This is a genomic window from Synechococcus sp. Cu2B8-bc1011 (genome assembly GCF_047302735.1).
Lineage (GTDB): Bacteria > Cyanobacteriota > Cyanobacteriia > PCC-6307 > Cyanobiaceae > Synechococcus_C.
Map to the genome: position 1 here is coordinate 2,085,070 of NZ_CP138915.1, position 24,775 is coordinate 2,109,844.

General features: G+C 53.9%; 25 protein-coding genes. 13 read left to right on the forward strand and 12 right to left on the reverse strand.

Going from position 1 to position 24,775, the window contains the following annotated elements; all coding sequences use genetic code 11:
• The first annotated feature begins 65 nt into the window (after positions 1-65).
• Positions 66-818: a DUF92 domain-containing protein gene (locus SIC18_RS10730; protein WP_413429611.1), complete on the forward strand. Its 753-nt coding sequence runs from the start codon at positions 66-68 to the stop codon at positions 816-818.
• Here SIC18_RS10730 and SIC18_RS10735 read toward each other — a convergent pair.
• The 6 genes from SIC18_RS10735 to SIC18_RS10760 form a co-directional block, all read right to left on the reverse strand.
• Positions 777-1,592 (reverse strand): sigma-70 family RNA polymerase sigma factor, encoded by an 816-nt coding sequence (locus SIC18_RS10735; protein ID WP_413429613.1) that lies wholly within the window; start codon positions 1,590-1,592, stop codon positions 777-779. The two genes, SIC18_RS10730 and SIC18_RS10735, sit on opposite strands and share 42 nt — an antisense overlap.
• 380 nt (positions 1,593-1,972) lie before the next feature.
• Positions 1,973-2,653 (reverse strand): GDSL-type esterase/lipase family protein, encoded by a 681-nt coding sequence (locus SIC18_RS10740; RefSeq protein ID WP_048346691.1) that lies wholly within the window; start codon positions 2,651-2,653, stop codon positions 1,973-1,975.
• Between the two features lie 25 nt (positions 2,654-2,678).
• Complete coding sequence (locus SIC18_RS10745) at positions 2,679-4,208, reverse strand: phosphonate ABC transporter (RefSeq protein WP_413429614.1); 1,530 nt, start codon at positions 4,206-4,208, stop codon at positions 2,679-2,681.
• Entirely contained in the window at positions 4,205-4,966 is a 762-nt protein-coding gene (locus SIC18_RS10750; protein WP_413429615.1) for a phosphonate ABC transporter ATP-binding protein, read from the reverse strand. The genes SIC18_RS10745 and SIC18_RS10750 overlap by 4 nt, the downstream gene beginning before the upstream one ends.
• Complete coding sequence (locus SIC18_RS10755; RefSeq protein ID WP_413429616.1) at positions 4,963-5,877, reverse strand: putative selenate ABC transporter substrate-binding protein; 915 nt, start codon at positions 5,875-5,877, stop codon at positions 4,963-4,965. Before SIC18_RS10755 ends, SIC18_RS10750 begins: the two co-directional genes overlap by 4 nt.
• Positions 5,878-5,895: 18 nt before the next feature.
• Positions 5,896-7,074 (reverse strand): pyridoxal phosphate-dependent aminotransferase, encoded by a 1,179-nt coding sequence (locus SIC18_RS10760; RefSeq protein WP_413429618.1) that lies wholly within the window; start codon positions 7,072-7,074, stop codon positions 5,896-5,898.
• 85 nt (positions 7,075-7,159) lie between these two features.
• Between SIC18_RS10760 and SIC18_RS10765 the strand changes: the two genes are divergently transcribed.
• The 4 genes from SIC18_RS10765 to SIC18_RS10780 are packed head-to-tail and all read left to right on the forward strand — an operon-like array spanning position 7,160 to position 10,808.
• On the forward strand, positions 7,160-7,600 hold the full coding sequence (locus SIC18_RS10765; RefSeq protein WP_053068538.1) for a VOC family protein: 441 nt from the start codon (positions 7,160-7,162) through the stop codon (positions 7,598-7,600).
• Between the two features lie 20 nt (positions 7,601-7,620).
• Entirely contained in the window at positions 7,621-8,226 is a 606-nt protein-coding gene (locus SIC18_RS10770) for a uracil-DNA glycosylase (RefSeq protein WP_413429620.1), read from the forward strand.
• Positions 8,226-9,419 (forward strand): (E)-4-hydroxy-3-methylbut-2-enyl-diphosphate synthase, encoded by a 1,194-nt coding sequence (gene ispG, locus SIC18_RS10775; RefSeq protein WP_048346696.1) that lies wholly within the window; start codon positions 8,226-8,228, stop codon positions 9,417-9,419. The genes SIC18_RS10770 and ispG overlap by 1 nt, the downstream gene beginning before the upstream one ends.
• A gap of 36 nt (positions 9,420-9,455) precedes the next feature.
• On the forward strand, positions 9,456-10,808 hold the full coding sequence (locus tag SIC18_RS10780; RefSeq protein ID WP_048348189.1) for a S41 family peptidase: 1,353 nt from the start codon (positions 9,456-9,458) through the stop codon (positions 10,806-10,808).
• Here the strand turns inward: SIC18_RS10780 and SIC18_RS10785 are convergent.
• The 4 genes from SIC18_RS10785 to mfd form a co-directional block, all read right to left on the reverse strand.
• Positions 10,799-11,263, reverse strand: a complete 465-nt coding sequence (locus tag SIC18_RS10785; protein ID WP_413429622.1) for a hypothetical protein — start codon at positions 11,261-11,263, stop codon at positions 10,799-10,801. The two genes, SIC18_RS10780 and SIC18_RS10785, sit on opposite strands and share 10 nt — an antisense overlap.
• Positions 11,264-11,298: 35 nt before the next feature.
• Positions 11,299-11,805, reverse strand: coding sequence for a hypothetical protein (locus SIC18_RS10790; protein WP_413429623.1), 507 nt, complete (start codon positions 11,803-11,805; stop codon positions 11,299-11,301).
• Between the two features lie 100 nt (positions 11,806-11,905).
• Positions 11,906-12,070, reverse strand: a complete 165-nt coding sequence (locus SIC18_RS10795; RefSeq protein WP_413429625.1) for a hypothetical protein — start codon at positions 12,068-12,070, stop codon at positions 11,906-11,908.
• An 84-nt stretch (positions 12,071-12,154) separates the two neighbouring features.
• Positions 12,155-15,697: a transcription-repair coupling factor gene (gene mfd, locus SIC18_RS10800; RefSeq protein ID WP_413429626.1), complete on the reverse strand. Its 3,543-nt coding sequence runs from the start codon at positions 15,695-15,697 to the stop codon at positions 12,155-12,157.
• A gap of 80 nt (positions 15,698-15,777) precedes the next feature.
• On the opposite strand from mfd, the gene SIC18_RS10805 reads away from it, so the two are divergent.
• From SIC18_RS10805 to SIC18_RS10815, 3 genes are all read left to right on the forward strand, one after another.
• Complete coding sequence (locus tag SIC18_RS10805) at positions 15,778-16,020, forward strand: hypothetical protein (RefSeq protein WP_071840748.1); 243 nt, start codon at positions 15,778-15,780, stop codon at positions 16,018-16,020.
• A 31-nt stretch (positions 16,021-16,051) separates the two neighbouring features.
• Entirely contained in the window at positions 16,052-16,609 is a 558-nt protein-coding gene (locus tag SIC18_RS10810; protein WP_413429627.1) for a YqhA family protein, read from the forward strand.
• Positions 16,610-16,738: 129 nt separating this feature from the next.
• Positions 16,739-16,936 carry a hypothetical protein gene (locus SIC18_RS10815; RefSeq protein WP_048346699.1) on the forward strand — a complete coding sequence of 66 codons (198 nt, stop codon included), beginning with the start codon at positions 16,739-16,741 and terminating at the stop codon, positions 16,934-16,936.
• A gap of 327 nt (positions 16,937-17,263) precedes the next feature.
• Here the strand turns inward: SIC18_RS10815 and rpe are convergent, their stop codons facing one another.
• Entirely contained in the window at positions 17,264-17,932 is a 669-nt protein-coding gene (gene rpe, locus SIC18_RS10820; protein ID WP_048348192.1) for a ribulose-phosphate 3-epimerase, read from the reverse strand.
• A 137-nt stretch (positions 17,933-18,069) separates the two neighbouring features.
• Between rpe and glpX the strand changes: the two genes are divergently transcribed.
• The 5 genes from glpX (at position 18,070) to pgl (ending at position 24,064) form a co-directional block, all read left to right on the forward strand.
• Positions 18,070-19,074: a class II fructose-bisphosphatase gene (gene glpX / locus SIC18_RS10825; RefSeq protein WP_048348193.1), complete on the forward strand. Its 1,005-nt coding sequence runs from the start codon at positions 18,070-18,072 to the stop codon at positions 19,072-19,074.
• A gap of 28 nt (positions 19,075-19,102) precedes the next feature.
• On the forward strand, positions 19,103-20,416 hold the full coding sequence (locus SIC18_RS10830; RefSeq protein ID WP_413429629.1) for a glutamyl-tRNA reductase: 1,314 nt from the start codon (positions 19,103-19,105) through the stop codon (positions 20,414-20,416).
• Between the two features lie 93 nt (positions 20,417-20,509).
• Entirely contained in the window at positions 20,510-21,805 is a 1,296-nt protein-coding gene (locus tag SIC18_RS10835; RefSeq protein ID WP_250395277.1) for a glucose-1-phosphate adenylyltransferase, read from the forward strand.
• A 115-nt stretch (positions 21,806-21,920) separates the two neighbouring features.
• Positions 21,921-23,339 (forward strand): NADP-dependent phosphogluconate dehydrogenase, encoded by a 1,419-nt coding sequence (gndA, locus tag SIC18_RS10840; protein WP_048348194.1) that lies wholly within the window; start codon positions 21,921-21,923, stop codon positions 23,337-23,339.
• An 8-nt stretch (positions 23,340-23,347) separates the two neighbouring features.
• Positions 23,348-24,064, forward strand: coding sequence for a 6-phosphogluconolactonase (gene pgl / locus SIC18_RS10845; protein WP_250395275.1), 717 nt, complete (start codon positions 23,348-23,350; stop codon positions 24,062-24,064).
• 71 nt (positions 24,065-24,135) lie between these two features.
• Here the strand turns inward: pgl and SIC18_RS10850 are convergent, their stop codons facing one another.
• Positions 24,136-24,582, reverse strand: a complete 447-nt coding sequence (locus SIC18_RS10850) for a superoxide dismutase [Ni] (protein ID WP_048346703.1) — start codon at positions 24,580-24,582, stop codon at positions 24,136-24,138.
• Positions 24,583-24,775 lie beyond the last annotated feature (193 nt).

Genomic DNA, 24,775 nt, shown 5'->3' on the forward strand with positions numbered 1-24,775 from the left:
TGGGCTGATTATCCAATCCAAACAGTCTGAATGGACTGATCCTTAGGGCAGTGCAACACAGACCGATGGTTTTGCCTGACCAGAACATCACGATGTGGGGGATTGCCCTGCTTCTCAATGGCCTGCTGATTGCCATGGCGCAGCGCCTTCCCCTTCTCACTAGCAGGGGTTGGGTGCATGCCGGAATCCTTGGAACAATCCTCTGGGGCTGCCTGGGCTGGAGAGGCTGGGTTGCAGTTGTGATCTACCTCGTACTGGGATCAATGGTCACGCGCCTTGGCTTTGCACAAAAGCAGAAGCAAGGGCTTGCGGAGGCGCGAGGTGGCCGGCGAGGTCCAGCAAACGTTTGGGGATCTGCCTTGACTGGCACAGTGATCGCTCTCTTGATTGGAGCAGGTCTCGGCTCCCCGACGCTGTTGCTGATTGGATTTGCAGCCAGCTTCGCGGCCAAACTTGCTGACACCTTTGGCAGTGAGATCGGCAAACGCTGGGGACGAACCACAGTGTTGATCACCAGTCTTCGCAGAGTGCCAGCAGGAACGGAGGGTGCCGTGAGCCTGGAAGGCACCCTGGCGAGTGCCGCTGGCAGCCTGCTGATGATGCTGGTGATGGCGGGGCTGTCGATCGTGACCTCTCCCACGGCGATGCTGGTGGTCGCACTTGTGGGTCTGATCGCGACCCTGCTGGAAAGCCTGCTGGGAGCTCTGGCTCAGGAGAGGGTGACCTGGTTAACCAATGAGATCGTCAACGGCTTGCAAACCGCCTGGGCCGCCGTCTTAGCGATGCTGATTGCGCTTGCGCTGGGTCTTGCGGGCTAATGGGAGGCACTGCTGTAGAGGTCGTGCTGCCTGTCGCAATCGGCTCAGCGACTCTCGGATTGATTGGCGTAGAAAGCCTGCATCAACCTTTTCTCTCAAAGCAAGGTCCTTGATTGGAATGTTGTCGACATAGCGAGCAAGGAGCCAACAACACTGTTGAGGCTCAAGTGTCTTCAGAGCGTCCTTCAACCAGCGAAGGCTGGGTTCCTCCACCGAAACAGGCACAGATGAGGGATCCTCGATTTGATGAAGCAGGGAGCTTCTCAGCTCTCCGTCTACCGCCTGAATGGAAGGAGCAACATCAAGCGAAGCCACGTAGCTGAGGGAGTGAGCGATCAGGGCCTCTCGCCAACGGTGAGGGCTCACGTTGAGGGATGCTGCGAGGCCTCGCTCATCCAGTGGATCCAGACTCTGTTGCAACCGTTGCGCCTGAAGACGCACACCCCGACTATGCAAGTCCTTCAAACGCCAAGGAATCCTCAGCGCATGTTGTCGATCGCGACGGAAATGCAGGATTTGGCCGTTCACCCTGGTTAACACATAGGTGCTGATGCGACATCCACGTTGAGGATCAAAGTTGGCCATTCCATGAATCAAGCCCAAGCGACCTTCCTGCACTAAATCGTCTTGCTCTCCTGGAAAGCGAGCCGCTTGATGGATGGCGGCATGGTGCGCCAATCCAAGATGTTCAAGCACAGCATCGTTGCGCTCAAGAATTGACTGGGGCAATAATCTGCGGTGCTCGCGCCGTCGAAGGCTCTCAGGAGAAGGCATGAAATGTGGGTGATTTGGACCCCTTCAACGTCGCTTTCATCTGCCTTTACACCCTCCTCCTTTCCAATGGAAGGTTCCACTCGAAAGGATGAAAACCAAGCCATCCGAAGAGTGAACACTTGCTATGAGTGGAACGATACAAACCCTTAAACCATGATCAAATCACGGACTCACCACTCAATCACTTTCGTTTTTTTGTCTCTTTTCAGCGGTATAGCGATGACACAAGCGATGCCTAGTAACGCCCAATCGATTGAAGAATGGTATGAAAGCCGCCCACCAGAACAACTTTGCGAGCTTTATCGCTCAGGGGCAATTCGACCAGATCAACTCCCTGGGGGAAGAGACTCAGAGCCTTGCGCGAATTTTCCGACCCCGGATCAATACGTCATCAAGGATGTGAACTGACAATGGGGCTCCAGACCAGCCCAATGAAGAAGTGGCTTCCACTCCTGAAGTCGTTGATGAATCCAGTGATGACCTGTGCTGTTGAGATGAATGCCGTCAGGTTCCAACCAGGTCAACCAATCGGGCTCTGCGGCCATCGCTCGGTGCAGGCTTAAAAATGGAACATCGGCTTCAAGGCACGTTTCCTCCAATTGCGCTTCATGGATAGCCACTGCCTCATTGCTGTACCAAAGGCAATCAGCGAAAGGCATGACCGCTTCATCAACAACGCTGAGCCCCATCACCATGACTTGAGTGACTGGCGTCATCGCCGCAAGCAATTGCTCAAGCCCGAAGCGAAACGCTTCAGCACTCAATTGCTGCCGTCCATCAAGCCGGCCCACCCGTGCGCTGTCATTGAGCCCCACCGAGAGCAGCAAACCATCGGGCTGCTGGCGACGGAGCTCACCGCGGCAACTCCACTCTTGCTGCCATCGCTGAGCGATGCGCTCCAGTCCATCCCCACGTACGCCAAGCCCATACACCACGGGGGCTGAGGGCATCGTCATCCATTGACGCCTCAAGCGTTCACACCATCCCCCTCCCTCTGAATCACCCCATCCGTACACGCCACTATCCCCGATCACGACAAGCTGCCGCGGCGCTGTTGTCATCACTGGCGGTCACGCAATCCAGACGTCAGCTTTGCAGCCAGAGCGAACGGCAGCGGTCACTGAGTGATTCCCCACTGATGGTGAGGGCGCAATAGCAACAAAGCACTAATACCACCGCAGCCCAATGAAAGGAGCTGAGTGATTCCAGCAGCTGCCAGCCCAAACCACTTCCCCCAATCATTCCCACTACCACTGTTTCGCGGAGGATCACATCACTGCGGTAAGCCCCATAAGCCAGATAGCTAGGACTTTGAGGACTGAGCAGGCCATACAACCAGCTCATCCGCTCTGAACTCCCCATCGCTCTGAGGGCTTCTTGACGCTGGCCCCTTTGTTGCTGAAGCCCTTCGAGCAGCAACCGCCCCATCACCCCACTGTTGTGAAGTCCGATCGCCAAGGCACCAATCGCCAGGCTCGGGCGATTGCTGAGCAGTAGGAGCAGCACCATTAATGGCGGTGGGATCCAGCGCATGAAGGCCCAGAACAACGAGCAACACTGATGCCACCTGGAGGAGGGCCATATGAGCAAGGCCAGGGGGGGAAGTCCGATCGCAATCCCCGCAGCCAACAAGGTGAGGCCCAGCGTTTCCAAAATCATGCGCAGCCAAGGAAGCTCAGTGGCGGCCGCACTCAGCTGGGTCCAGGAAGGAACCTCCATCCCGATCCAGCTGAGTCCAGAAAACTGATCAGGAACGATCAGCCGTAGCCAAAACGTGCCGATCAATCCCAAAACGATCGTCAAGGTGCCGAACAACAGAATTCGACGTTGACCCTGAACCCCGTCTCCAGAACGTCCTCGCCAAAATCTCAACAGCTGCTCCAGAATCAACATCACGGCCGATAGAACCCACAACCCTGTCCACAGCTCACGAAACTGCAACGACTGAAGGGTGAGCTGCAGTTCGGTTCCAAGCCCCCCTAAACCAAAAACCCCCAGCAAGGTGGCGCTTCGCAAGGCACATTCGAGCCTGTACCCCCCGTAGCTCATCAAGACAGTGCCCATTCCTGGGTTGAGAGCCGTCATCAAGGCCGACAGGGGCTGCACCCCTGCGCTGATTAAGGCATTCAGAGGACGATGATCTGCGCTGTCGAGATGATCTCGCCAAATCCTTGCCACGAGGGCGCTGTAAGGAATCGCGATCGCAGCGACAGCAACGTAGGGATGAAGCCCCAACACCTGAAGCAACAACAGGCCCCAAACCAGCTCATGCACCGCTCTTGGGATGGCAAGGACCCCTCGTAGCGCTTTCGCTGGCCAAGGGGGAAGAGTCCAGCTTCTCCACACCACATCCGCGCAAGCGCTGCCGAGAAGCACACCCAACAACAAGCTGAGACTCCAGCTCAGAAAAGCCGTGGCCATGGTGACTCCAAGACCATGCCAAACCGCATGAAGGACATCGGGATCCAACGACGGATGCAGGGCTCCTGAAAGGAATTGCTGCCAAATCGACAGCCCGCCTCCATGCAGCCCGATCAAAGTCACGATCAAAACGGGCACCAGAGCCATGGCAGGCAACAAGGTGAGCAGGGGTGCCGCTGGTCTCGGGCGGTTCATCCGGCCGCGTACAACCTGGAAAGGTCAGTAGGAGTGAGTTGATCTGCTGGTTGGTCCATCACAAGCTGCCCATCCTGCAAACCGATCACACGATCAAAGCGATGGACGAGTTCGGGTTGATGCAAGCTGATCACAATCGCCTGAGCGCCACAATTCAGCTGCCCCTCGGGCGAACGGTTCAAGAAGTGATCCAATAAGTCAGAGGCGATTGCAGGATCCAAATTTGCAATCGGTTCGTCGGCCAAGATCAGTTGCGGTTGCTGACGGAGCAAACGGGCAAGAGCCACGCGTTGTCTCTGCCCTCCTGACAGCTGGCGGATCGGAGCATCAATCAAGCCACGATCGATCAGATCAGCATCAAAACCTGCCCGCTGCAAGCAATCTTTGCAGGCGGATTGATCCACATTGAACAACAGATTGGCCAATGCCCAGATCAGGTTGTGACGGCCCAAGGCACCGCTGTTGACGTTCTGTCCAACGCTGAGCTCCTCCACAAGCAGCAGGTCTTGCCAGAGCATTCCAATCTCCCTTTTTTGGCGACGAGGCATGGTGCGAATCGACGCACCACACCAACGCACCTCTCCCTGCTCAACACGAAGACTGCCATTGGCGATGGCCAGCAAAGTGCTCTTTCCGGCCCCGCTCCGTCCAAGCAAGGCGATCCGCTCTCCCTCAAACACCGAGAGGGAGATCGAGCGCAGTCGATCTCCTCTTGGGCCACTCAGGCTGACGTTCACCAACTCAAGAAGAGAGGTCAACGGATCTTGCCGAGCTGACGACCCACCTGCTCAATGGGTTGATATTGAGATTCCTGCGCTGGAATGAAACGTTTGGCGGCAAACAACTCCAAGATGGTTTTCTGTCGCACGTTGGTGGGGGTTAAAGCCAAAATGGCCTTCTGGAGTTTCGTGGTGAATCCCTTCCCAAAGCGTTGATCAAGATTGGGGCGTACCACCCAGTGGTAATTCCCAAAAGAAGGGGTTTTCCAAATCACCTTCACCTTTGTGGGATCCACTTTCCCGTTCTTAACGGCCACATTCCAGACAGGCTGACTCAGAGCACCAGCCTGATAGGAACCGCTCTGCACCAAAGCGATCGTGGCATCGTGACTTCCACTGAAACCTGCTTGTCCACCAGCGATTTGCTTGGGAGTCACGCCCGCTTGGGCCATAAAATACTGGGGCATCAGTCGTCCCGACGTGGAACTTTCTGATCCAAAGGTGAAGCGCTTTCCTTTAAGGCTTTTCAGACCATCAATGCTGCTAATGGGTTGTAAACCTGATGAAGTATTGGCGATAAAAACACTATTAAACTTCGCGTCGATGGCTCGTTGTGCCAGAACCTTGGCACCTGGCGTTTGAAGTCGAGCCTGAATCCCTGTCAGACCTCCAAACCAAACGAGATCGAGACTTCCGGTCCTAAAAGCACTGACGGCCGCTGGGTAATTGCTCACTGGCACGTACCGGACAGGGACCTTGAGAGTGTCGCTGAGTTCGGCGGCAAGTTGGCCGTAACGACGGTTTAACCGTTCTGGGTTTTGATCGGGTATGGCTCCGATCCTGAGGGTTGGTTGAGCGTTCGCTGGAAGGACCGTTGTGCCCTGACTACAGAGAAGAGCCAAAAGAACAACGGCCCCTTTTTTTCGGACCCGTGTCAAATGATTGGTCATGCCTGACAAATGATGAGGTTATGGACGAGTCAACAAACTCTGAAACCGACTGAGCCCATCGGAAATCGTCTCACGCGAAACGGCACAAGACAGCCTGACGCAACGATCATCGCCAAAGGCACCACCGGGAACGATCGCCAGTCCTTCCTCCTCGAGAGCACGCTCACAAAAGGCCAACGAATCGGGAATGGCATCAGGCAAGCGAGGAAAGGCATAAAAGGCGCCTCTCGGTGGTACGAGAGTGATGCCCTCCATCTGTTGAAGCCCAGTACAAAGCTCAGTACGCCGCGTGTTGTAGCTAGCAGCCATCTCGCGGATGCAGTCCCGAGAGCCCTGAAGCGCCGCCAAAGCACCCCGTTGAGCAAAGCTGCACACATTGCTTGTGCTTTGGCTTTGCAGGGCAGACGCGGCCTTGATCACCGTGCTGTCACCACTGAGATATCCGAGTCGCCAACCGGTCATGGCCCAGCCTTTGGCAAAACCATTCACCACAAAACACCGCTCTCTGAGATCTGGAGCTACGGCAGCAAAACTGTGGTGGGATTCACCCTCTTCCAACAGGTATTCGTAAATTTCATCGCTCATCACCATCAGGTTGGGATGCTTTCGCACAAGCTCTGCCAGGGCTTCTAGTTCACTGAGACTCAACACACGACCTGTTGGGTTGCCCGGTGAATTGAGCACCAGAACCTTGGTTAACGGGGTGATGGATTGTTCAATCTTGTTGAGATCAAGTCCAAACCCATCGCTTGCTGACGACGACACCGTGACAGGGTTTCCCCCAGCCAAGCGAACAATTTCTGGGTAACTCAACCAATACGGGGCCGGAATAATGACTTCATCTCCTGGGTTCAGAAGAACTTGAAACAGGTTGTAAATCGCCTGTTTTCCGCCATTGGTGACCAAAACCTGATCGGTTTTGGTGGGGATGTTGTTTTCAAGACTCAATTTCTGAGCGATGGCAGCCCGCAGCTCTGGATCGCCAGCAGCCGGTCCATACCGGGTGATGCCATCCCTTAGGGCTTGGATCGACGCCTCAACAATGAAGTCTGGCGTCCCGAAATCCGGCTCCCCCGCACTCAAGCTGCACACATCCACACCCTTTTGCTGCAGGGCTTTTGCTCGGGCGCTGATGGCAAGTGTGAGCGATGGCTGCAGAGCCAAAGCTCGGTGCGAGAGAAATGGGGGGCCTGGCATCAGCACGGCACCCCCTCGATGGATGCTCGGATATGTGAAACATCATCCTGCCTGATGTGGCGTCGGTGACAACACCGATGTGCTGATGACAGCCTGGATCGAAATGTTGTCCATGCCGACCATGTCAGCTGAAACGACCTCATTGAGTTGGGTGTTGGCGGCCAACAATCCCCAATCTCTCGCGGAGTTTTATGCGAACGCTCTGGGATGTGCGTGCCGTCAAGGACTGTCAGACCAGCACTGGATGCTGTCTCTACCCATGGGCGGAACACTGCAGATTTATCGCCCTTCCCGTCAACGGCCTTGGCCCGTGCAAGGTGCAGCCCTGGCCCCTTGTTTTCAGCGGATTGGAACCGACCATCCAGAGACGGAGCTGGCCGGTTGGATCGAGCAACTGGAGGGCTTGGGAGCGCGGCGGCGCGAAACCACTCGTCTGGAATCGTTTGGAGCGGAATGCTGGATGGAGGATCCAGAAGGGCAGCCCTTTCTCACCTTGGTGCTGACGCAAGGTTCCACTGGCTCATAGGGTTTTGAGCTGAGCGATCCATGCGCGTGTCCTTAGAAGACTTCGAGGCATCCTGTCTCCAGTGTCAGCGCTGTGATCTGGCGCAAGAACGCAAGACTGTTGTGGTCAGTCGTGGAAACCCTTCAGCGCGGCTGATGGTGATTGGAGAAGCGCCAGGGGCTGATGAGGATGCTCAGGGGCGTCCTTTTGTTGGGCGATCCGGTCGCCTCTTGGATGCATGCCTAGCCGAGGTGGGGCTTGATCAAGCAGACGACACTTACATCTGCAACTTGATCAAATGCCGCCCCCCTGGTAACCGACGCCCCACCCCAGCAGAGCTCATGGCCTGCAGACCGTGGCTTGATCGTCAAATTCTGGAGGTCGATCCAGAGATCTTGTTCATTCTTGGAGCAACAGCCACAGCGTCACTGCTCCAATGCCGTACACCGATTAGTCGATTAAGGGGGCAGTGGACGGAATGGGAAGGGCGCTCAGTGATGCCGAGTTTTCATCCCTCGTACCTCTTGCGAAATCCTTCACGAGACCCTGGGAAGCCCCGGTCGCTGTTTATGGCTGATCTGACCCACGTCAAGCGCGCACTGAACGGGGTTGTGTCAGGGTTATCTCCAGATTCGAGCGATCCTTGATGACCGCCTCGCAGCGTTACGACACCAAGATTCATCGCCGGGTGACGCGCACGGTGATGGTGGGCGATGTACCCATCGGAAGTGAGCATCCGATTGCGGTGCAATCGATGATTAATGAGGACACGCTTGACATCGACGGGTCGGTCGCGGGAATTCGTCGGCTAGCCGATGCCGGATGCGAAATCGTGCGTGTCACGACTCCGTCGATCGGTCATGCCATCGCGATGGGGAAGATTCGCTCAGCACTTCGAGCACAGGGATGCAAGATCCCACTCGTGGCCGATGTCCATCACAACGGCACCCGCATTGCCCTAGAAGTCGCCAAGCACGTCGACAAAGTGCGCATTAATCCTGGGTTGTTTGTTTTCGACAAACCAGATCCCAATCGCCAGGAGTTCAGCAAAGACGAGTTTGATGCGATTGGAGAAAGAATCAAGGAAACATTTGCTCCGCTCGTTCAAGTCCTGAAAGAGCAAAACAAGGCCTTGAGAATTGGAGTGAATCACGGTTCCTTGGCTGAACGCATGCTGTTCACCTATGGAGATACCCCTCAAGGCATGGTCGAATCGGCCATGGAGTTCGTACGCATCTGCGATTCACTCGATTTTCACAACATCGTGATTTCAATGAAGGCATCGCGGGCGCCCGTGATGCTGGCGGCCTACCGATTGATGGCGGACACCATGGATCGTGAAGGGTTCAACTACCCCCTGCACTTAGGAGTCACCGAAGCAGGTGATGGCGACTACGGCCGAATTAAAAGCACGGCAGGAATCGCAACGTTGCTGGCAGAAGGGCTTGGAGACACCCTGCGGGTGTCCCTCACAGAAGCTCCTGAAAAGGAAATTCCCGTGTGCTTTTCGATTCTGCAGGCACTGGGAATCCGCAAGACGATGGTCGAATACGTGGCCTGTCCGAGCTGCGGTCGCACTTTGTTTAATCTTGAGGAGGTTCTTCATCAGGTCCGAAACGCCACCTCTCATCTCACCGGTCTCGACATTGCGGTGATGGGTTGCATTGTGAATGGACCTGGCGAGATGGCTGATGCTGACTACGGTTACGTCGGCAAGGGGCCTGGGGTGATCGCCCTGTATCGCAACCGTGATGAGATCCGAAAAGTACCCGAGTCTGAGGGGGTGGCAGCCTTGGTTCAGCTCATCAAAGACGACGGCCGCTGGGTTGAACCCGACTGATGTCGTTAGGGTGCTTAAAAGGTCCTCATGGACGATATGAGCGCTAAAAATTTCGGCACCAAAGGATCTCAACGTCACAGCTGGTTTTTAGCTCTAGGCGCAGGGGCTGTTACAGCGGCTGTTGTCGTGGCAAATCCTGGTTTGGGTTTGCCAAGCACGACATCGTCATCAATTACCAATAGCCCGAAAGAGGTGATTGATCAGGTCTGGCAGATCGTGTATCGAGATTTCCTGGATTCTTCAGGCGGATATGACCTCGATCAATGGTCAATCCTTCGCAAGGATTTGCTCTCCAAGTCTTATGCAGGAACAGAGGAATCCTATGAAGCGATTCGAGGAATGTTGGCGAGTCTTGATGACCCTTACACCCGATTCCTGGACCCAAAAGAGTTCAAGGAAATGCAAATTGACACGTCGGGGGAATTAACCGGTGTCGGCATACAAATTTCATTAGACAAAGACACCAAAGAGATTGTGGTGGTGTCGCCGATTGAAGGCACACCTGCCTCCAAAGCCGGGGTCCAACCCAAGGACGTCATCGTTTCGATTGATGGTCAACCCACCAAGGGAATGACAACGGAAGATGCGGTGAAGCTCATTCGTGGAACGGAAGGAAGCGACGTCGTCCTGGGCTTACGCCGCAATGGCTCCATCCTTGAGGTTCCCCTCATTCGGGCTCGCATTGAAATCCAGGCCGTCGACAGTCAGCTCAACACCAGTGCCAACGGAACCAAGGTGGGCTACATCCGCCTCAAGCAATTCAACGCGAATGCCTCCAAAGAGATGCGAGCAGCGATTCGCGACCTTGAAAAACAAGGATCTCAGGGTTACGTCCTTGATTTGCGCAGCAACCCAGGTGGCTTGCTCGAAGCCAGCGTCGACATTGCCCGTCAATGGCTGGATGAAGGGACGATTGTCAGCACAAAAACCCGTGAGGGCATTCAGGACGTCCGCCGTGCCACAGGAAATGCTTTAACAGACCGTCCAGTGGTGGTGTTGGTCAATGAGGGCTCCGCGAGCGCAAGCGAGATTCTTTCAGGAGCGCTTCAAGACAACGAACGCGGGGTTCTGGTAGGCCAAAAAACCTTTGGTAAAGGGCTCGTCCAATCCGTGCGCGGACTCTCTGACGGATCTGGGATGACCGTCACGATTGCGAAATACCTCACACCCAAAGGCACCGATATCCATAAAAACGGCATCCGCCCGGATGTTCCTGTGGAGATGAGTGAGAAGGAGATTAAAACTCTCACGATTGAACAGTTGGGGACCAACAAAGATGGGCAGTACCGCGTAGCGGAAACCACCCTGCTCAAAGCGCTACAGGCTCCAAAAGCGGAAAGAACGTATCAACCAGGAGCCGCCAACCTTCAGTCAGCACTTCAGCGATAGGGAGCCAACCCAAACCCTTCGCGTTCGCTTCGACTCTCTGCGTACCTGCGGCCTTGGTGTGTTGCAGGAATAATGGCCGTTCTGGCTGGAGCAGCTTCACGGACCCTCTGCAAGAGAGCAGTGCAGCCACCAGCAGAGTGGATGGCATCGTCCAAGCTGCTCAGCGGAATGCGTTGTCCCCAAGTCCTAGGCCATCCCCAGGTTTGGCCTTGTCGTTCCAACAAAGTCAGTGCCTCTGCCCGCTCGATTGAACCGGAACGCATCAAACAGGTGGTGGTAGCCAAAGTGGCAACCTGAAGATTGGAGGCTTTAGACGAGCGCGTGGGATACACAGGTTGAACCTGGCGCCTGATGGGAAAGGGCCTAGATGGAATATTGAATGGGGTTTGAGACAGGCCACCCCCAGACATTTGCCCAAGGGCTGCGATCGCTAATTGCAGGAGAAGATTATTCATCGTTCAGTTGTGATTCGTTTGTTGGGGAGATGTGCTTACACGCGAACGGTTGAGCCGCAGTAGCGATCGAAGAGCTTCATGACATCTTTGGCAGGAAGTTTCGCCGTATAGCGAGCCTCAAGTTCTGCGAGATGCTGACTACGGGGATACGCCCTAATCGACTTCCATTCCTCTGGCGTTTCCCGTCTCAAGACGCGAGACATCATGAGATGTTGACTGGGAAGAGTGATCGATCCACCGGCGCAGCGCTGCATTCTGTGCGTGGCTTCGTGAGCCAGGGTGTTCCAAACCTCTGCCGCATTGCGGTGAGTGCGACACACAATCAAGGTGTCATTTTTCGGGTGGTAAGCCCCCTGCAATCCCCGTGTTGAGCAATTGCGTTGAAACACTCTCACGCCATGAGACGAGAGTTTGTTGCGCAAGGCATCAACCGCTGCCCAAGATTGAGCATGAACAGGTGCTGCAGCGAGAAGAAGAAGCACAGGGGTGAAGCATGCAATCGATGGCCATTCTTTAAAGAAGTCAAGCGGCTTGATTGGCATGGGCAGCCGTCGGAGAGCACCTCACAGCGTCGGACAGTAATACACAAAAAAAATCACCCAAAAGGGTGATTCTTATGACTAAATGTGAGCGAAGCTCGGCCTAAGCGACGGGTTGCATCAGGCCACTACCTGGAGACGAGTCGTCGTCATCGTTTTCCGTATCGTTCTGCCACATGGCGAAAATTCCCAGTGCTGCTGCACCAACCAAACTGCCTAGAAGGCTGAGGGAGCTTTCCGATGCAATTGGATCGATGAATTCAGCCACTGGGTAACACGCCGTATCGCCACATAGTAACGAAGGATTGCGAATTGTGTTGCACTTTCTCATCTTTCCAGGGCGGGCTTGAGCTCAAACCGTCAAAACCGCTTCGTTCTGGTCTTTTTGCTGTTGCTCACGCTGCTCACGCGTCAGTCCATCCGGATCCGGAATCTGTGATGCCATCTGCTCTAGCCAGCCTTTGAGCTCATCGAGCTGCCTCTCCATGGGCAGGACCCCAAGGCCTCTGGCCAGGACCTTGGCAACGCTTCCACTTCCTGACTGATATACGAGTCGACCATGGAGATGTTGAGGCAAGCCCTGACGGAGCAGACGAAACGCGGGTTCCTCCATCGGCGTTTCGAGCGCAATATTTGGTTTTTCCGGACGAATCCGGGCGAATCCGCAACGTTTCGCGAGCAGCTTGAGTTCCATCAACTGCAACAGGGATTGAACCGGCCCGGGCAAGGCCCCGTAACGATCGGCCCAACCAGCAGCCAGTTCCACCAGAGCTTCTGAACTGAGACACTCGGATGCAGCCCGGTAGGCGGACATCTTCTCGTCGGCATCGACGATCCAGTCGGCAGGGATAAACGCCGTGACCTGCAGATCCACCTGCGTATCGTCCACAGCGGGAATGTCTTGCCCCTGAATTTCAGCCAACGACTCTTGCAACATCTCCATGTAGAGATCGAAACCAATGGCCTCCATCTGTCCGCTTTGTTCCACACCGAGCAGGTTGCCCACCCCCCGGATCTCCATATCCCGCATCGCCAGTTGATAGCCACTGCCGAGCTGGGCGAATTCCTGGATCGCGCGTAAACGCTGTCGTGCCGCCTCACTGAGCGAGGCATCTCCGGGATAAAACAACCAGGCATGAGCTTGGACACCGCTACGCCCCACGCGTCCCCTGAGCTGATAGAGCTGAGCGAGTCCAAACCGGTGCGCATCTTCGATCAGAATCGTGTTGACGCGAGGAATGTCGAGCCCGCTCTCCACAATGGTGGTGCAAAGCATCACGTCGGCTTCTCCACCGTTGAACGCCACCATCGCGCTCTCCAGCTCACCTTCGGCCATTTGTCCATGGGCAACGAGGAGCTTGAGGCCAGGAAGCATCTCACGAAGCTTGCCGGCAACCTCCTCAATCCCCTCCACGCGAGGCACCACATAAAACACCTGGCCACCACGATCAAGTTCTTGGCGAATAGAACTGCGAACGGCTTCGTCATCCAGCGCCGCCAAGTGGGTTTTAATCGGCCGGCGCAAGGGGGGTGGAGTCGTAATCAAACTCATTTCACGCACCCCAGAGAGGCTCATATAAAGGGTTCGAGGAATGGGCGTGGCTGAGAGCGTCAAGACATCCACGTCCTTGCGCAAGGCCTTGATTTTTTCCTTTTGATTCACACCGAAACGTTGTTCCTCATCCACCACCAGCAAGCCAAGTTTGTCGAAAGCCGTGTTCTTACTGAGCAACTGGTGCGTGCCCACCACAGCATCAATCGTGCCTGTTTTGAGCTCCTCAAGAATTGTTTTGCGCTCACCTGCCGTGCGGAAACGATTGAGAAGAGCCACCTTGATCGGGTATGGGGCAAAGCGTTCTGAGAGCGTTCGCCAATGCTGTTGCGCTAACACCGTTGTGGGAGCCAGCATCGCCACCTGTTTGCCAGCGGTAATGGCTTTGAAAATCGCTCGAATGGCCACCTCTGTTTTCCCGAAGCCCACATCACCGCAAACCAAGCGATCCATCGGCTCTGGTTTTTCCATGTCACGCTTCACATCCACCGTGGCCTTGAGCTGGTCCGAGGTGGGTTCGTAGGGGAAGGAATCCTCCAGTTCAACCTGCCATGGCCCATCGGTCGGAAAGGCAAATCCTGCAGCTTGATGGCGCTCGGCATAGAGCTTCACCAGATCAAGGGCAACTTTGCGAACCGCCTTGGTAGCCCTCTCCTTCGCTTTCACCCAAGCGGAGCCACCCATTTTGCTGAGCTGCGGCGGCGTATCACTGTTGGCGCGAAACCGACCAAGGCTCCCCAGCTGATCAGCGGCCACTCGCAAGATGCCATCGGCATACTGAACGACGAGGTAATCGCGAACCTCACCACTAATCGCTAATTTTTCGAGCTTTTTAAAACGACCAATCCCATGGTTGCGATGCACCACGAAATCCCCTTGCTGCATCTTGTTGGGATCAACCGTGCGACTGGACGCTTTGCGCCGCCGGCGCACGTAACCGCTACTGGTGAGTGATTGCTGTCCAAAAAATTCGCGGTCAGTGAGCAGCACAACCCTCCAAGCGGGCAGTTGCAGTCCTTCGAGCTCAGCCGTTCCTCGGGTTTTCAAGGCCACAGGTGTGCCCTGCTCAATCAGGCGATCAATCGCTTGCGTATCCGCTGCATTGGGGACAAAACGCGTGATGCAGTCGTGTTCTTCAAGCAGAGCAACAGCGCGGCTGGGCTGCGCTGACAACAACCAAACAGCTTGACGCTCCCGTTGGTGCTGTTTGATCAATTCACCGAGTTTTCCAAATTGATTGGGGTAAGAGGGAACAGGTCGACTGGCGAGATCAAACGCATTGAGGTGACTATCGTCCTCAAGAAGTTCGGCCAGATCGAAGCCAGAAAACGCCTCGGCAAGTTCCATCGCCTCTTCCACAGGGCGATGCAAAGCGGGAATCGAAACAGGCAGCTCGGCATGTTGCTCTTCGGCGTGATCAAGCCATTGCTGCCCATGGGCCCTTCCATGACGACGCTCATCGATGGCGATGCACGACTCAGCAGGCAAATAATCGAGCAGAGACGCAGGTGCATCCCAGGCCAATCCCATCAAGCGCCGCATCCCCTCAGGGGTTCCGCCCTCCAGCAGCTCAGTAATCTGCGCCTCACTCAGCAGCTGGTCAAGGTCATCAGGCACCTGCTCGCGCAGACGTTCAGCAATCAGAGGACTGAAGCCGGTTGGAGTGAGCTTGAGCGTGTCGACCGCGTCGAGGGAGCGCTGACTCGCCGGATCAAATTCGCGAAGCTTGTCGAGTTCATTCCCAAAGAACTCCAATCGCACGGGGAGCTCGCTACTGACGGGAAAGACATCAACAATGTCGCCGCGACGGCTCCATGTTCCTTCTTGATCAATCGTCGAGACACGCTCATAGCCAAGTTGGCTCAAATAAGTCGACAACTCTTCGAGATCCACAACATCACCCTTTTTCAAGGCCCGGCAATGCTCTGCCAATGCCTGCGGAGGCGGCAAGTGGGGCTGCAGACATCGCTCTGTGGCAACGATCGCCAAATCGCTTGTGCTGCGGTCTGTTTGCAGTTCACTTAAAACCTGGAGCTGCCCCCAGGTGATTTCGGTGGTGGAGTCGAAAGGTTCATAGGGAGACCCTTCACTGGTGGGATACAGCTGGGCACGCGACCACCCCATAAGCTCCAAGAGAGCTGTCCAACGTCCTGCTTCCTCCAAGGTAGGAACAACCACCAGCAGGGGCTGGTCCATGCGACGAGCCAAGGCACTGGCCACCAACGCCCTAGCGGCTCGGCCAGCACCGCGCATCAACAGCCTTTGGTCTCGTCCCGCCCGTTCGCACAACTCACCGCTCAGCGCAGAGGTCTGCAACAGACGCACCAAAGAGCTGAGGGGCATGGCAGAACAACTGTCGGCAACGCATGATTGTCGCAATTCACTGCCTGGTAGCGCGGGATTCGCCACCACCCAAAACATTCATGCCCCGTTTTCGTTGCCCAGAATGCTGTTGTGGACCAGCTGTTGTCCTGCACCCACCCCCAGGAGCGACGCCGATTTGTGTGCGCTGTGGAGCCGTTTTAGAGAGGCAGCCCCTCGTCAAACCAGTGCCCCTGCTCGTATTGCTGGCCGTGGGTAGCGCCTTGATCACGCTGTCCATTCCGGCATTGTTTACACCGCGACCACTACCGCCTCAAACCAATCCACCGACCACAAGCGTTTAATGACAGGAACCAGGGTTATTAACAATCAACCATGAATGATCAAATGGCAGAACTTGAGATTAAGAAAAGTCGGAGAGCCCGATTCGAATCTCGTTTTGAACATTTACTTTGGCGATTCCGATTGGTCACCATCCTGCCTGTTGTCATGAGTCTCCTTGGCAGCGTCAGCTGCTTCATCCTTGGAACCCAAGAGGAGATCCACGCACTTCACAAACTCTTCAATGGTTACTTAAATTCAGAAAAAAGCATTTTATTACTCGGAAAAGTGGTTGGAGGCATTGATTACTATGTGATTGGCATTGCCCTACTTATTTTTGGATATGGCGTGTACGAGCTAATTATTTCCGATATTGATCCACGACTTCAAGACCTATCCCAAGAAAGGCGAAATATTCTTAGCATCACCTCACTTGAAGGCCTAAAACAAAAGCTAACCAATGTCATCATTGTGGCATTGATCGTCACAGCATTCAAGCTGATGATTAGCTTTCAAGTGCAATCAATTTCAGAATTACTTCAATTCTGCGGATGCGTACTCATGCTTGCATTTAGTGCTTGGCTCGTAGGCAAAAATCACAAAAGCACATAAGGATTCCAGCCAGCCCCCTCATCAATACCAATCCCATCGCAGAGCAGACTCAAGCCGAAGATCTTGATCTGACATTGTTTACATCTCATTATTTGCATCCTAAACTCATTCACGCCTTGACCAATTGCTATGAAATTTTATCCAAAAGGCACGGGAGCAGGAATTTCACTGTTCATCGTGATTGCGCTTGGTATTTACGCCGTCTCTCAAATCGAAGCCATGAAGCGTGCCGCCTTCAGAGAAGGGTTTAGCTGCGCCATCGACGAAACAACTCAAAGCCTTCACTCGTCTTACCAATGCAAAGATTACAGAAAAGATTTCAAATGAAAATCTAATACCTGAAACTGCGAAGAGAAACAGGAACAATTATCTCCCATCAACCAAAGCCAACATCAACGAGCCAACGCTAGCTGCAATCGCCGCAAAGACAAAAACTTAAGCATCTTCAAAAATAACCAAAGTTTCGCAAAACCCATGAGGCCAATTAAACAATTCTATTGACTATTGCGCGACGTAAGCTCAAGCAATTCAGCCTTCGAAGCATTAATCGAAACTCAATAGTGCATCATAAAACCCCTGCGATTTGGCAGGGGCTAACAGTGAATAAAAACCGATCGAAGCAACAACAGAGCAGCCTGGCTCTACGTCACATGTCTACGGGCGCTTGCTGTTACGGATCCCCTGAATCGCCGCTGCGTAATCGGGCTGGTTGAACACACCCGAACCGCTCACGATCGCATTCGCACCAGCTTCAATCACTTTCCAAGCATTAGCGCCCTTCACGCCACCATCCACTTCAATCCAAGGATCCAAGCCTTTTTCATCACACATCCGACGAAGATCACTGATTTTCTTGACTTGATTATCGATAAAACTCTGTCCCCCAAAACCAGGGTTCACACTCATGATCAAAACAAGATCACAAAGCTCTAAGCAGTACTCAAGGGTGTCCAGTGGAGTACTGGGATTAAGAACAGCCCCAGCCATTTTGCCAAGGTCTTTAATTTGAGCAAGATTGCGATGCAAATGAGGACAGGCCTCAACTTGTACAGAAATAATATCTGCCCCCGCTTTTGCGAATTCTTCGACGTAATTCTCAGGCTGCACAATCATGAGATGCACGTCCAAAGGTTTTTTAGTAACCGGACGCAAGGCCTCAACAATTAGAGGGCCAATCGTGATGTTGGGAACAAATCGACCATCCATGACGTCGACATGAATCCAGTCAGCACCTGCCTCATCAACGGCTTTGACGTCCTCACCCAGACGAGAGAAGTCAGCAGACAGGATCGATGGAGAGATCACCAGGGGTTTGGTGCTCATAGCGGAGGGGGCTAAGGGATGGGCAGATTGTAAAGAGCGCTGACACCACTGATACAGTGAGCCGCGCATATGAGACAGAAATCCCTGCTGTTGCAGGCTTTCTCCTCAAAGCCTCTCTTTACCCCCGCAGCACTTACGTGGATCGCACTCTCATCCAGGAAATTCTCGAGATCGTCGAGCAGGCCGCCATCGCTTCCGCCACGCTCTCCGGCAAAGGTCTGAAGGATGAAGCGGATGCATTGGCTGTTGATGCCATGCGCAAGCGCATGAATCAGATCCAAATGCAGGGGCGCATTGTGATCGGCGAGGGGGAACGCGACGAAGCTCCCATGCTCTACATCGGAGAAGAAGTGGGTACCGGCACTGGCCCTGGTGTGGATTTTGCCGTTGACCCTTGTGAAGGCACCAATCTTTGTGCCTACAGCCAGCGCGGCTCCATGGCGGTTCTCGCGGCTTCCGACCGTGGTGGACTGTTCAACGCTCCCGACTTCTACATGAAGAAGTTGGCAGCGCCACCGGCTGCAAAGGGCAAGGTTGACATTCGCAAATCAGCGACTGAAAACATCAAAATCCTTAGTGAGTGCCTGGGCCTTGCTCCTGATGAACTCACCATCGTTGTGATGGATCGTGCCCGCCACAAAGATCTGATCACTGAAATCCGCGCCACCGGCGCTCGTATTCAGCCCATTTCTGATGGTGACGTGCAGGCAGCGATTGCTTGTGGTTTTGCTGGAACTGGAACCCACTGCTTGATGGGCATTGGTGCGGCTCCTGAGGGAGTGATCTCCGCTGCTGCGATGCGTGCACTTGGCGGACACTTCCAAGGACAACTGGTGTATGACCCAGCCATTGCTCAGACCTCTGAGTGGGCCGATATGACGAAGGAAGGCAATCTCGCCCGCCTCGCAGAAATGGGCATTACCGACCCAGATAAGGTGTATGAAGCCAGTGAGCTTGCCTGCGGAGAGCACGTTGTGTTCGCCGGCAGCGGCATCACAGATGGTCTTCTTTTCAACGGAGTGAAGTTTGAAACTGATTGCACCCGCACGAGCAGCTTGATCATCAGCAACCTGAACAACACCTGCAGTTTCACCAACACCATCCACATGAAGGATGGAGCTCAAAGCATCGCTTTGAACTGATTCACGCAGCAACAGAGGGATTTTCTCCATGCATATCGCCGTCATCGGCCTCAGTCATCGAACGGCTCCGGTCGAAGTGCGCGAAAAGCTCAGCATTCCTGAGCAAACCATGGAGGAATCCCTACAAAACCTGCGCAATCATGAGCAGGTGTTGGAGGCCTCGATCCTCAGCACCTGCAATCGACTGGAGATTTACACCTTGGTCCGCAATCCAGATTTAGGGATTGCTGCTGTACGCGATTTTCTGAGTGGCCACTCCGGTTTGGAAAGCCGTGATCTCTCTCCACACCTCTTCACTTATCACCATGACGAAGCCATTGCGCATTTGATGCGAGTGACTGCAGGACTCGACAGCCTTGTTCTTGGTGAAGGGCAAATCTTGTCCCAGGTCAAGAAAATGATGCGCCTGGGCCAAGAACACAAATCAATCGGTCCCATTCTCAATCGTCTGTTAACGCAGGCTGTCAGCACAGGAAAGCGAGTCCGCTCTGAAACCAATCTCAGCACCGGTGCTGTGTCCGTGAGCTCAGCAGCGGTTGAGTTGGCTCAACTCAAACTTGGACAATCACGCGGCCAAGATGCGTTGGTCACGCTTGAAACGGAGCAAATAGCCGTTGTTGGTGCTGGGCGCATGAGTCGTTTGTTGCTTCAACACCTCCAGTCGAAGGGAGCATCTGGAGTGGTGTTACTGAATCGCACCATTGAACGCGCCTCAGCCTTAGCAACCGACTTTCCGAACCTTCCCATTCACTGCCGGGGACTCAACGATCTTGATCAGTGCTTGAGCACCTGTTCGTTGGTCTTTACGAGCACAGCAGTCGATGACCCGATCATTGACGCCAACAGATTGAACGCTCTGAATCGCCGCAGCACATTGCGACTGATTGATATCGGGGTTCCTCGCAACATTGCTTCCGATGTACGCGAGGTGTCCGGGGTGGAATCTCACGATGTGGATGATCTACAAGAGGTTGTAGAGCGGAACCAGGAAGCTCGACAGCAGGTTGCTCGGGAGGCTGAAGGACTGCTCTTAGAGGAGGGACGGCTATTCCTCGAGTGGTGGGACAGCCTGGAAGCCGTTCCCACCATCAACCGCTTGAGGGCATCACTTGAGGAGATCCGAGTCGAGGAACTCACCAAAGCACTAAGCCGCATGGGTCCTGATTTCTCAGCGCGAGAACGCAAGGTTGTGGAAGCCTTAACCAAGGGAATGATCAACAAGATCCTTCACACACCTGTGACTCAGCTCCGCAGTCCACAGCAACGCAGCGAACGACAACAGGCACTCCAGGTCGTGGAAAAAATCTTTGATTTGGACTCTGGAGCGCAGTCACAAGATTAATTTCCTGCAATCTCCACGATCTGGCCCAAGGGTTGGTTGCGAACGCGAAAAATCCAGTAAGTTTGCCCCGCATAGCCGAAAGGCGGGAGCTGCATGAAGCGAGTACTGGCAATCATTCTCGGGGGAGGGGCTGGCACCCGTCTCCAACCACTGACAAAGATGAGAGCCAAGCCAGCAGTGCCTTTGGCAGGCAAATATCGCCTCATTGATATTCCTATCAGCAATTGCATCAACTCCAACATCAACAAGATGTATGTGTTGACGCAATTCAATAGCGCGTCACTGAATCGTCACCTCAGCCAGACCTACAACCTCAACGCCGGATTTGGGCAAGGGTTTGTGGAAGTCTTAGCTGCGCAACAAACGCTCGATAGCCCATCCTGGTTCGAAGGAACAGCGGATGCGGTGCGCCAGTACCAAACTCTGTTCCGCGAATGGGATGTTGATGAATACCTGATCCTTTCCGGTGATCAGCTCTATCGAATGGACTACAGCCGTTTTGTAGAGCATCACCGCAGTACCGGCGCTGACCTCACGGTTGCAGCTCTGCCTGTGGATGCTGCGCAAGCAGAAGCATTCGGTTTGATGCGCACCGATGAGGACGGAAATATCAAGGAGTTCCGCGAGAAGCCCAAAGGAGATTCCTTGAAGGCCATGGCGGTTGACACCTCCCGTTTTGGCCTCAGCGTTGAGTCCTCCAAGGAGCGCCCTTACCTCGCGTCCATGGGCATCTATGTGTTCAGTCGCAAAACGCTTTTCGATCTCCTGGACGCCAATCCCGGCCATAAGGATTTCGGCAAGGAAGTGATCCCTGAAGCCCTGTCACGTGGCGACACTCTCAAGAGCTACGTCTTTGACGATTACTGGGAGGACATTGGAACCATCGGTGCTTTCTATGAAGCCAATCTGGCCCTCACTCAGCAACCAACACCACCCTTCAGCTTTTACGACGAAGCCTTCCCGATTTACACACGTCCTCGGTATTTGCCCCCGAGCAAGTTTGTAGACAGCCAGATCACAGATTCGATTATTAGTGAGGGATCGATTATTAAGGCCTGCAGCATCCACCACTCTGTACTTGGGGTGCGCAGTCGCGTGGAAAACAATGTGGTCCTGCAGGATTCATTGTTGATGGGAGCTGACTTCTTTGAATCGCAAAGCGAACGCGAAACTTTAAGAGCTCGCGGCGGTATTCCAGTTGGCGTTGGCGAAGGCACCACTGTGAAAGGAGCCATTCTTGATAAAAATGCTCGTATTGGTAAAAACGTCACCATCGTGAATAAGGATCGCGTCGAAGAAGCTGATCGTCCTGACCAAGGCTTCTACATTCGTAATGGAATCGTCGTTGTCGTTAAAAATGCATCGATTGCCGACGACACAGTGATTTGACGACAAACTGAATAGAAAATCGGCGCTTCCATCTCTTATCCCTGACAGAGGTAGACCAGTTTGCAGCCGATTTTTGATCCTGTGGTCACACTGACTTCAGTGAATGCAGTTTTTGATGTCCAAGTCTCACTTTGGTCTTATCGGTCTAGGCGTGATGGGCGAAAACCTTGTTCTCAATGCTGAGAGCAATGGTTTTTCAAGTGTTGTTTACAACCGCACTTATTCAAAGACGGAAGACTTTCTGAAAGGTCGGGGTGCCGGAAAAAACATTCAAGGAGCCACCGACCTTCAGGATTTTGTCAACAAATTAGAACGACCTCGCCGCATCTTGATGATGGTGAAAGCGGGCGGTCCAGTTGATGCAGTGATTGAACAGATTTCTCCCTTTTTAGACGAAGGTGATCTCCTGATTGATGGTGGCAACTCGGAATATCACGATACGGAGCGTCGTGTTGCCGAGTTGGAAAGCAAGAGCTTTGGCTTTATTGGCATGGGCGTGTCTGGCGGTGCCAAAGGTGCTCTTGAAGGACCGAGCATGATGCCCGGCGGCACCAAAGCGTCTTACGACGCCATTGAAAGCCTCGTCACAAAAATGGCGGCCCAAGTCGAAGACGGCCCTTGTGTCACCTACATCGGCCCAGGCGGTTCAGGGCACTTTGTCAAAACAGTGCACAACGGAATCGAGTACGGCATCGAGCAAATCCTGGCTGAGGGCTATGACCTCATGAAGAGGGTTGGGGGGATGAACGGCACCCAGATGGCTGATGTCTTTGCCCATTGGAACAGCACCGAGGAGCTCGCCTCCTACCTCGTTGAGATCACAGAGGTCTGCTTACGCACAAAGGATCCCGATGATGGGAGCGATCTGATCGAAAAGATCCAGGACAAAGCTGGCCAAAAAGGTACGGGTTTATGGACTGTGGTGAGTGCCTTGCAGATGGGTGCGTCTGTGCCAACCATTTATGCAGCTCTCAATGGCCGCGTGATGAGTTCGATGAAAGATCAACGAGTCAAAGCGGAAACCATCCTCAAAGGCCCAGCGGTCAAGGCCTTTGATCTAGGCACCCCTGCCGATGGAATGGCACCACTGATGGATGCGATGGTGCTCGCCTGCATGGCCAGCTACGCCCAGGGAATGGAGCTTCTTCGGATCGCCTCCGCAGAGCACGATTACAACTTGAACATGCCTTCCATCGCTCAGATCTGGAAGGGTGGCTGCATCATTCGCGCGCGACTGCTCCAACGGATTCAGGATGCATTCACAACCGATCCGCAGCTGAACAATCTGCTGATTGATCCTTGGTTTGCCAATCAGGTCAACACCCGACTTTCTGGTTTAGCCCAAGTCGTTGCAGGAGCCGCTGAGGCCGGAATTCCTGTGCCGTGCTTGAGCAGCACCCTCGACTACATCAACAGCTATCGCACAGCTCGCCTGCCACAAAATGCAGTTCAAGCCATGCGCGACTGCTTTGGCTCCCACACCTATCAACGTGTTGACAAAGAGGGAACGTTTCACACCGAGTGGTTGGATTGAGCTGATCGATGACCTCCTATCGACTTGAACGAGCCCGAGATCCCCAGGATCTAGCGCGGCGGGCCTCTGAATACATCGCCACAGCGATACAACTAGCGCTCGATCAACGTGATCGTGCTCAGATTGCACTCTCTGGAGGGACCACTCCCTCCCAGGCTTATCGGCGATTGGGGCAACAACATTTACCCTGGAATCGCGTGGATGTCTTCCTAGGAGACGAACGCTGGGTGTCGGCCGATGACGAGTCCAGCAATGCGCGCATGCTCCGCGCCACCTTGCTCCAGGCCGGTGAGCCCGGGGCAGCGGCCTGCTTTCATCCTGTCCCAACCGTTGAGCTTCCCTCACCAGAAGCCAGCGCGGATGCTTTCGCCCAGATGATTGCCAACAGCTGCAGTGGCGAACCACCCATCTTCGACGTGATGGTCTTAGGTCTTGGGGATGACGGTCATACCGCCTCACTGTTTCCAGGCACTGAAGCTCCTGAAGTCCGTGATCGCTGGACCACGATTGGACGGGGCAAAGGGTTGGAGCGCATCACACTGACAGCACCGGTGCTCAGTGCGTCTCGAACAGTGATGTTCCTCGTCAGTGGTGCCAACAAACGGGACGCTCTGCGACGCTTGCTCGATCCAGCTGAGTCGTCAGAACGCACCCCCGCAAAATTGGCTCGACCGAAGGCAGAAATTCTTGTCCTTACCGACGAAGAAGCTAGCGAAGGGCTTTAAATAAGCAACACTTCTTCGGCATGACAATACTTTTAGGGGCGGCTAAATATTGACCGCCCTTTTTAATTATTTTAATGGGTATGCTTTGGATAGTATTCTTCAAGCTCAATGATAGTTTCCTTCAGCTCGCCAACGTGCTCCAAGTCTGAATTTTGCTTTGCCTTCATCGAGGCAACGATCACTGCATGATGTTTTTTCAATCGCTCTGCGTAATCCTCTTGACTGGGTTTAACGCGTTGAGTTAAAAAATAATCACTGACGGTTTCTATGATTGATTGCGCGTGGGATTCCTTGTTAGCAATTGACCTTGCTAGCTGATTACTGGATTGAGCATCATTCCTTCCTGAGTTGTCTTTAATCAGAATCACTGTTTTTTGGATCGTATCAGCATCCTCAAGCATCGACTGAACACGTGCGTTGTCATCGTAAATGCCGCAAGGCAGCTGGCAATGACTATGGGCTACGCCTGTGCTCAGCAGCGCCGTTGCAAGAGTGAAACCGGAAATCAGGAGTTTCATGAAGGCTTGTTTGTTAAGGAAGTGAGATATTTACTCCTCAGCACCTTATCAATTTTTCAGCTATTTATCATCATTTTACTTGGCTGATTAACTCTATTATCACGCACTTCTCAGTTATTTCTCATATAACTATTCTTTCTGGGTTTTCAATTAGTGGTGGTATAAACCAATCGCTCGTCGCGGCCTAGTCCGA

What these genes read in the sequence shown, in the direction of transcription:
- SIC18_RS10810 (WP_413429627.1), top strand. Translation starts at nt 16,052, where the DNA reads ATGAATGATCAAATGGCAGAACTTGAGATTAAGAAAAGTCGGAGAGCC.
- SIC18_RS10735 (WP_413429613.1), bottom strand. Translation starts at nt 1,592, where the DNA reads ATGCCTTCTCCTGAGAGCCTTCGACGGCGCGAGCACCGCAGATTATTG.
- ispG (WP_048346696.1), top strand. Translation starts at nt 8,226, where the DNA reads ATGACCGCCTCGCAGCGTTACGACACCAAGATTCATCGCCGGGTGACG.
- mfd (WP_413429626.1), bottom strand. Translation starts at nt 15,697, where the DNA reads ATGCCCCTCAGCTCTTTGGTGCGTCTGTTGCAGACCTCTGCGCTGAGC.
- SIC18_RS10815 (WP_048346699.1), top strand. Translation starts at nt 16,739, where the DNA reads ATGAAATTTTATCCAAAAGGCACGGGAGCAGGAATTTCACTGTTCATC.
- SIC18_RS10850 (WP_048346703.1), bottom strand. Translation starts at nt 24,582, where the DNA reads ATGAAACTCCTGATTTCCGGTTTCACTCTTGCAACGGCGCTGCTGAGC.
- gndA (WP_048348194.1), top strand. Translation starts at nt 21,921, where the DNA reads ATGTCCAAGTCTCACTTTGGTCTTATCGGTCTAGGCGTGATGGGCGAA.
- SIC18_RS10830 (WP_413429629.1), top strand. Translation starts at nt 19,103, where the DNA reads ATGCATATCGCCGTCATCGGCCTCAGTCATCGAACGGCTCCGGTCGAA.
- SIC18_RS10760 (WP_413429618.1), bottom strand. Translation starts at nt 7,074, where the DNA reads ATGCCAGGCCCCCCATTTCTCTCGCACCGAGCTTTGGCTCTGCAGCCA.
- SIC18_RS10740 (WP_048346691.1), bottom strand. Translation starts at nt 2,653, where the DNA reads ATGACAACAGCGCCGCGGCAGCTTGTCGTGATCGGGGATAGTGGCGTG.
- SIC18_RS10755 (WP_413429616.1), bottom strand. Translation starts at nt 5,877, where the DNA reads ATGACCAATCATTTGACACGGGTCCGAAAAAAAGGGGCCGTTGTTCTT.
- pgl (WP_250395275.1), top strand. Translation starts at nt 23,348, where the DNA reads ATGACCTCCTATCGACTTGAACGAGCCCGAGATCCCCAGGATCTAGCG.
- SIC18_RS10835 (WP_250395277.1), top strand. Translation starts at nt 20,510, where the DNA reads ATGAAGCGAGTACTGGCAATCATTCTCGGGGGAGGGGCTGGCACCCGT.
- SIC18_RS10770 (WP_413429620.1), top strand. Translation starts at nt 7,621, where the DNA reads ATGCGCGTGTCCTTAGAAGACTTCGAGGCATCCTGTCTCCAGTGTCAG.
- SIC18_RS10765 (WP_053068538.1), top strand. Translation starts at nt 7,160, where the DNA reads ATGACAGCCTGGATCGAAATGTTGTCCATGCCGACCATGTCAGCTGAA.
- SIC18_RS10745 (WP_413429614.1), bottom strand. Translation starts at nt 4,208, where the DNA reads ATGAACCGCCCGAGACCAGCGGCACCCCTGCTCACCTTGTTGCCTGCC.
- SIC18_RS10805 (WP_071840748.1), top strand. Translation starts at nt 15,778, where the DNA reads ATGCCCCGTTTTCGTTGCCCAGAATGCTGTTGTGGACCAGCTGTTGTC.
- SIC18_RS10785 (WP_413429622.1), bottom strand. Translation starts at nt 11,263, where the DNA reads ATGAATAATCTTCTCCTGCAATTAGCGATCGCAGCCCTTGGGCAAATG.
- SIC18_RS10780 (WP_048348189.1), top strand. Translation starts at nt 9,456, where the DNA reads ATGAGCGCTAAAAATTTCGGCACCAAAGGATCTCAACGTCACAGCTGG.
- SIC18_RS10790 (WP_413429623.1), bottom strand. Translation starts at nt 11,805, where the DNA reads ATGCCAATCAAGCCGCTTGACTTCTTTAAAGAATGGCCATCGATTGCA.
- rpe (WP_048348192.1), bottom strand. Translation starts at nt 17,932, where the DNA reads ATGAGCACCAAACCCCTGGTGATCTCTCCATCGATCCTGTCTGCTGAC.
- SIC18_RS10730 (WP_413429611.1), top strand. Translation starts at nt 66, where the DNA reads ATGGTTTTGCCTGACCAGAACATCACGATGTGGGGGATTGCCCTGCTT.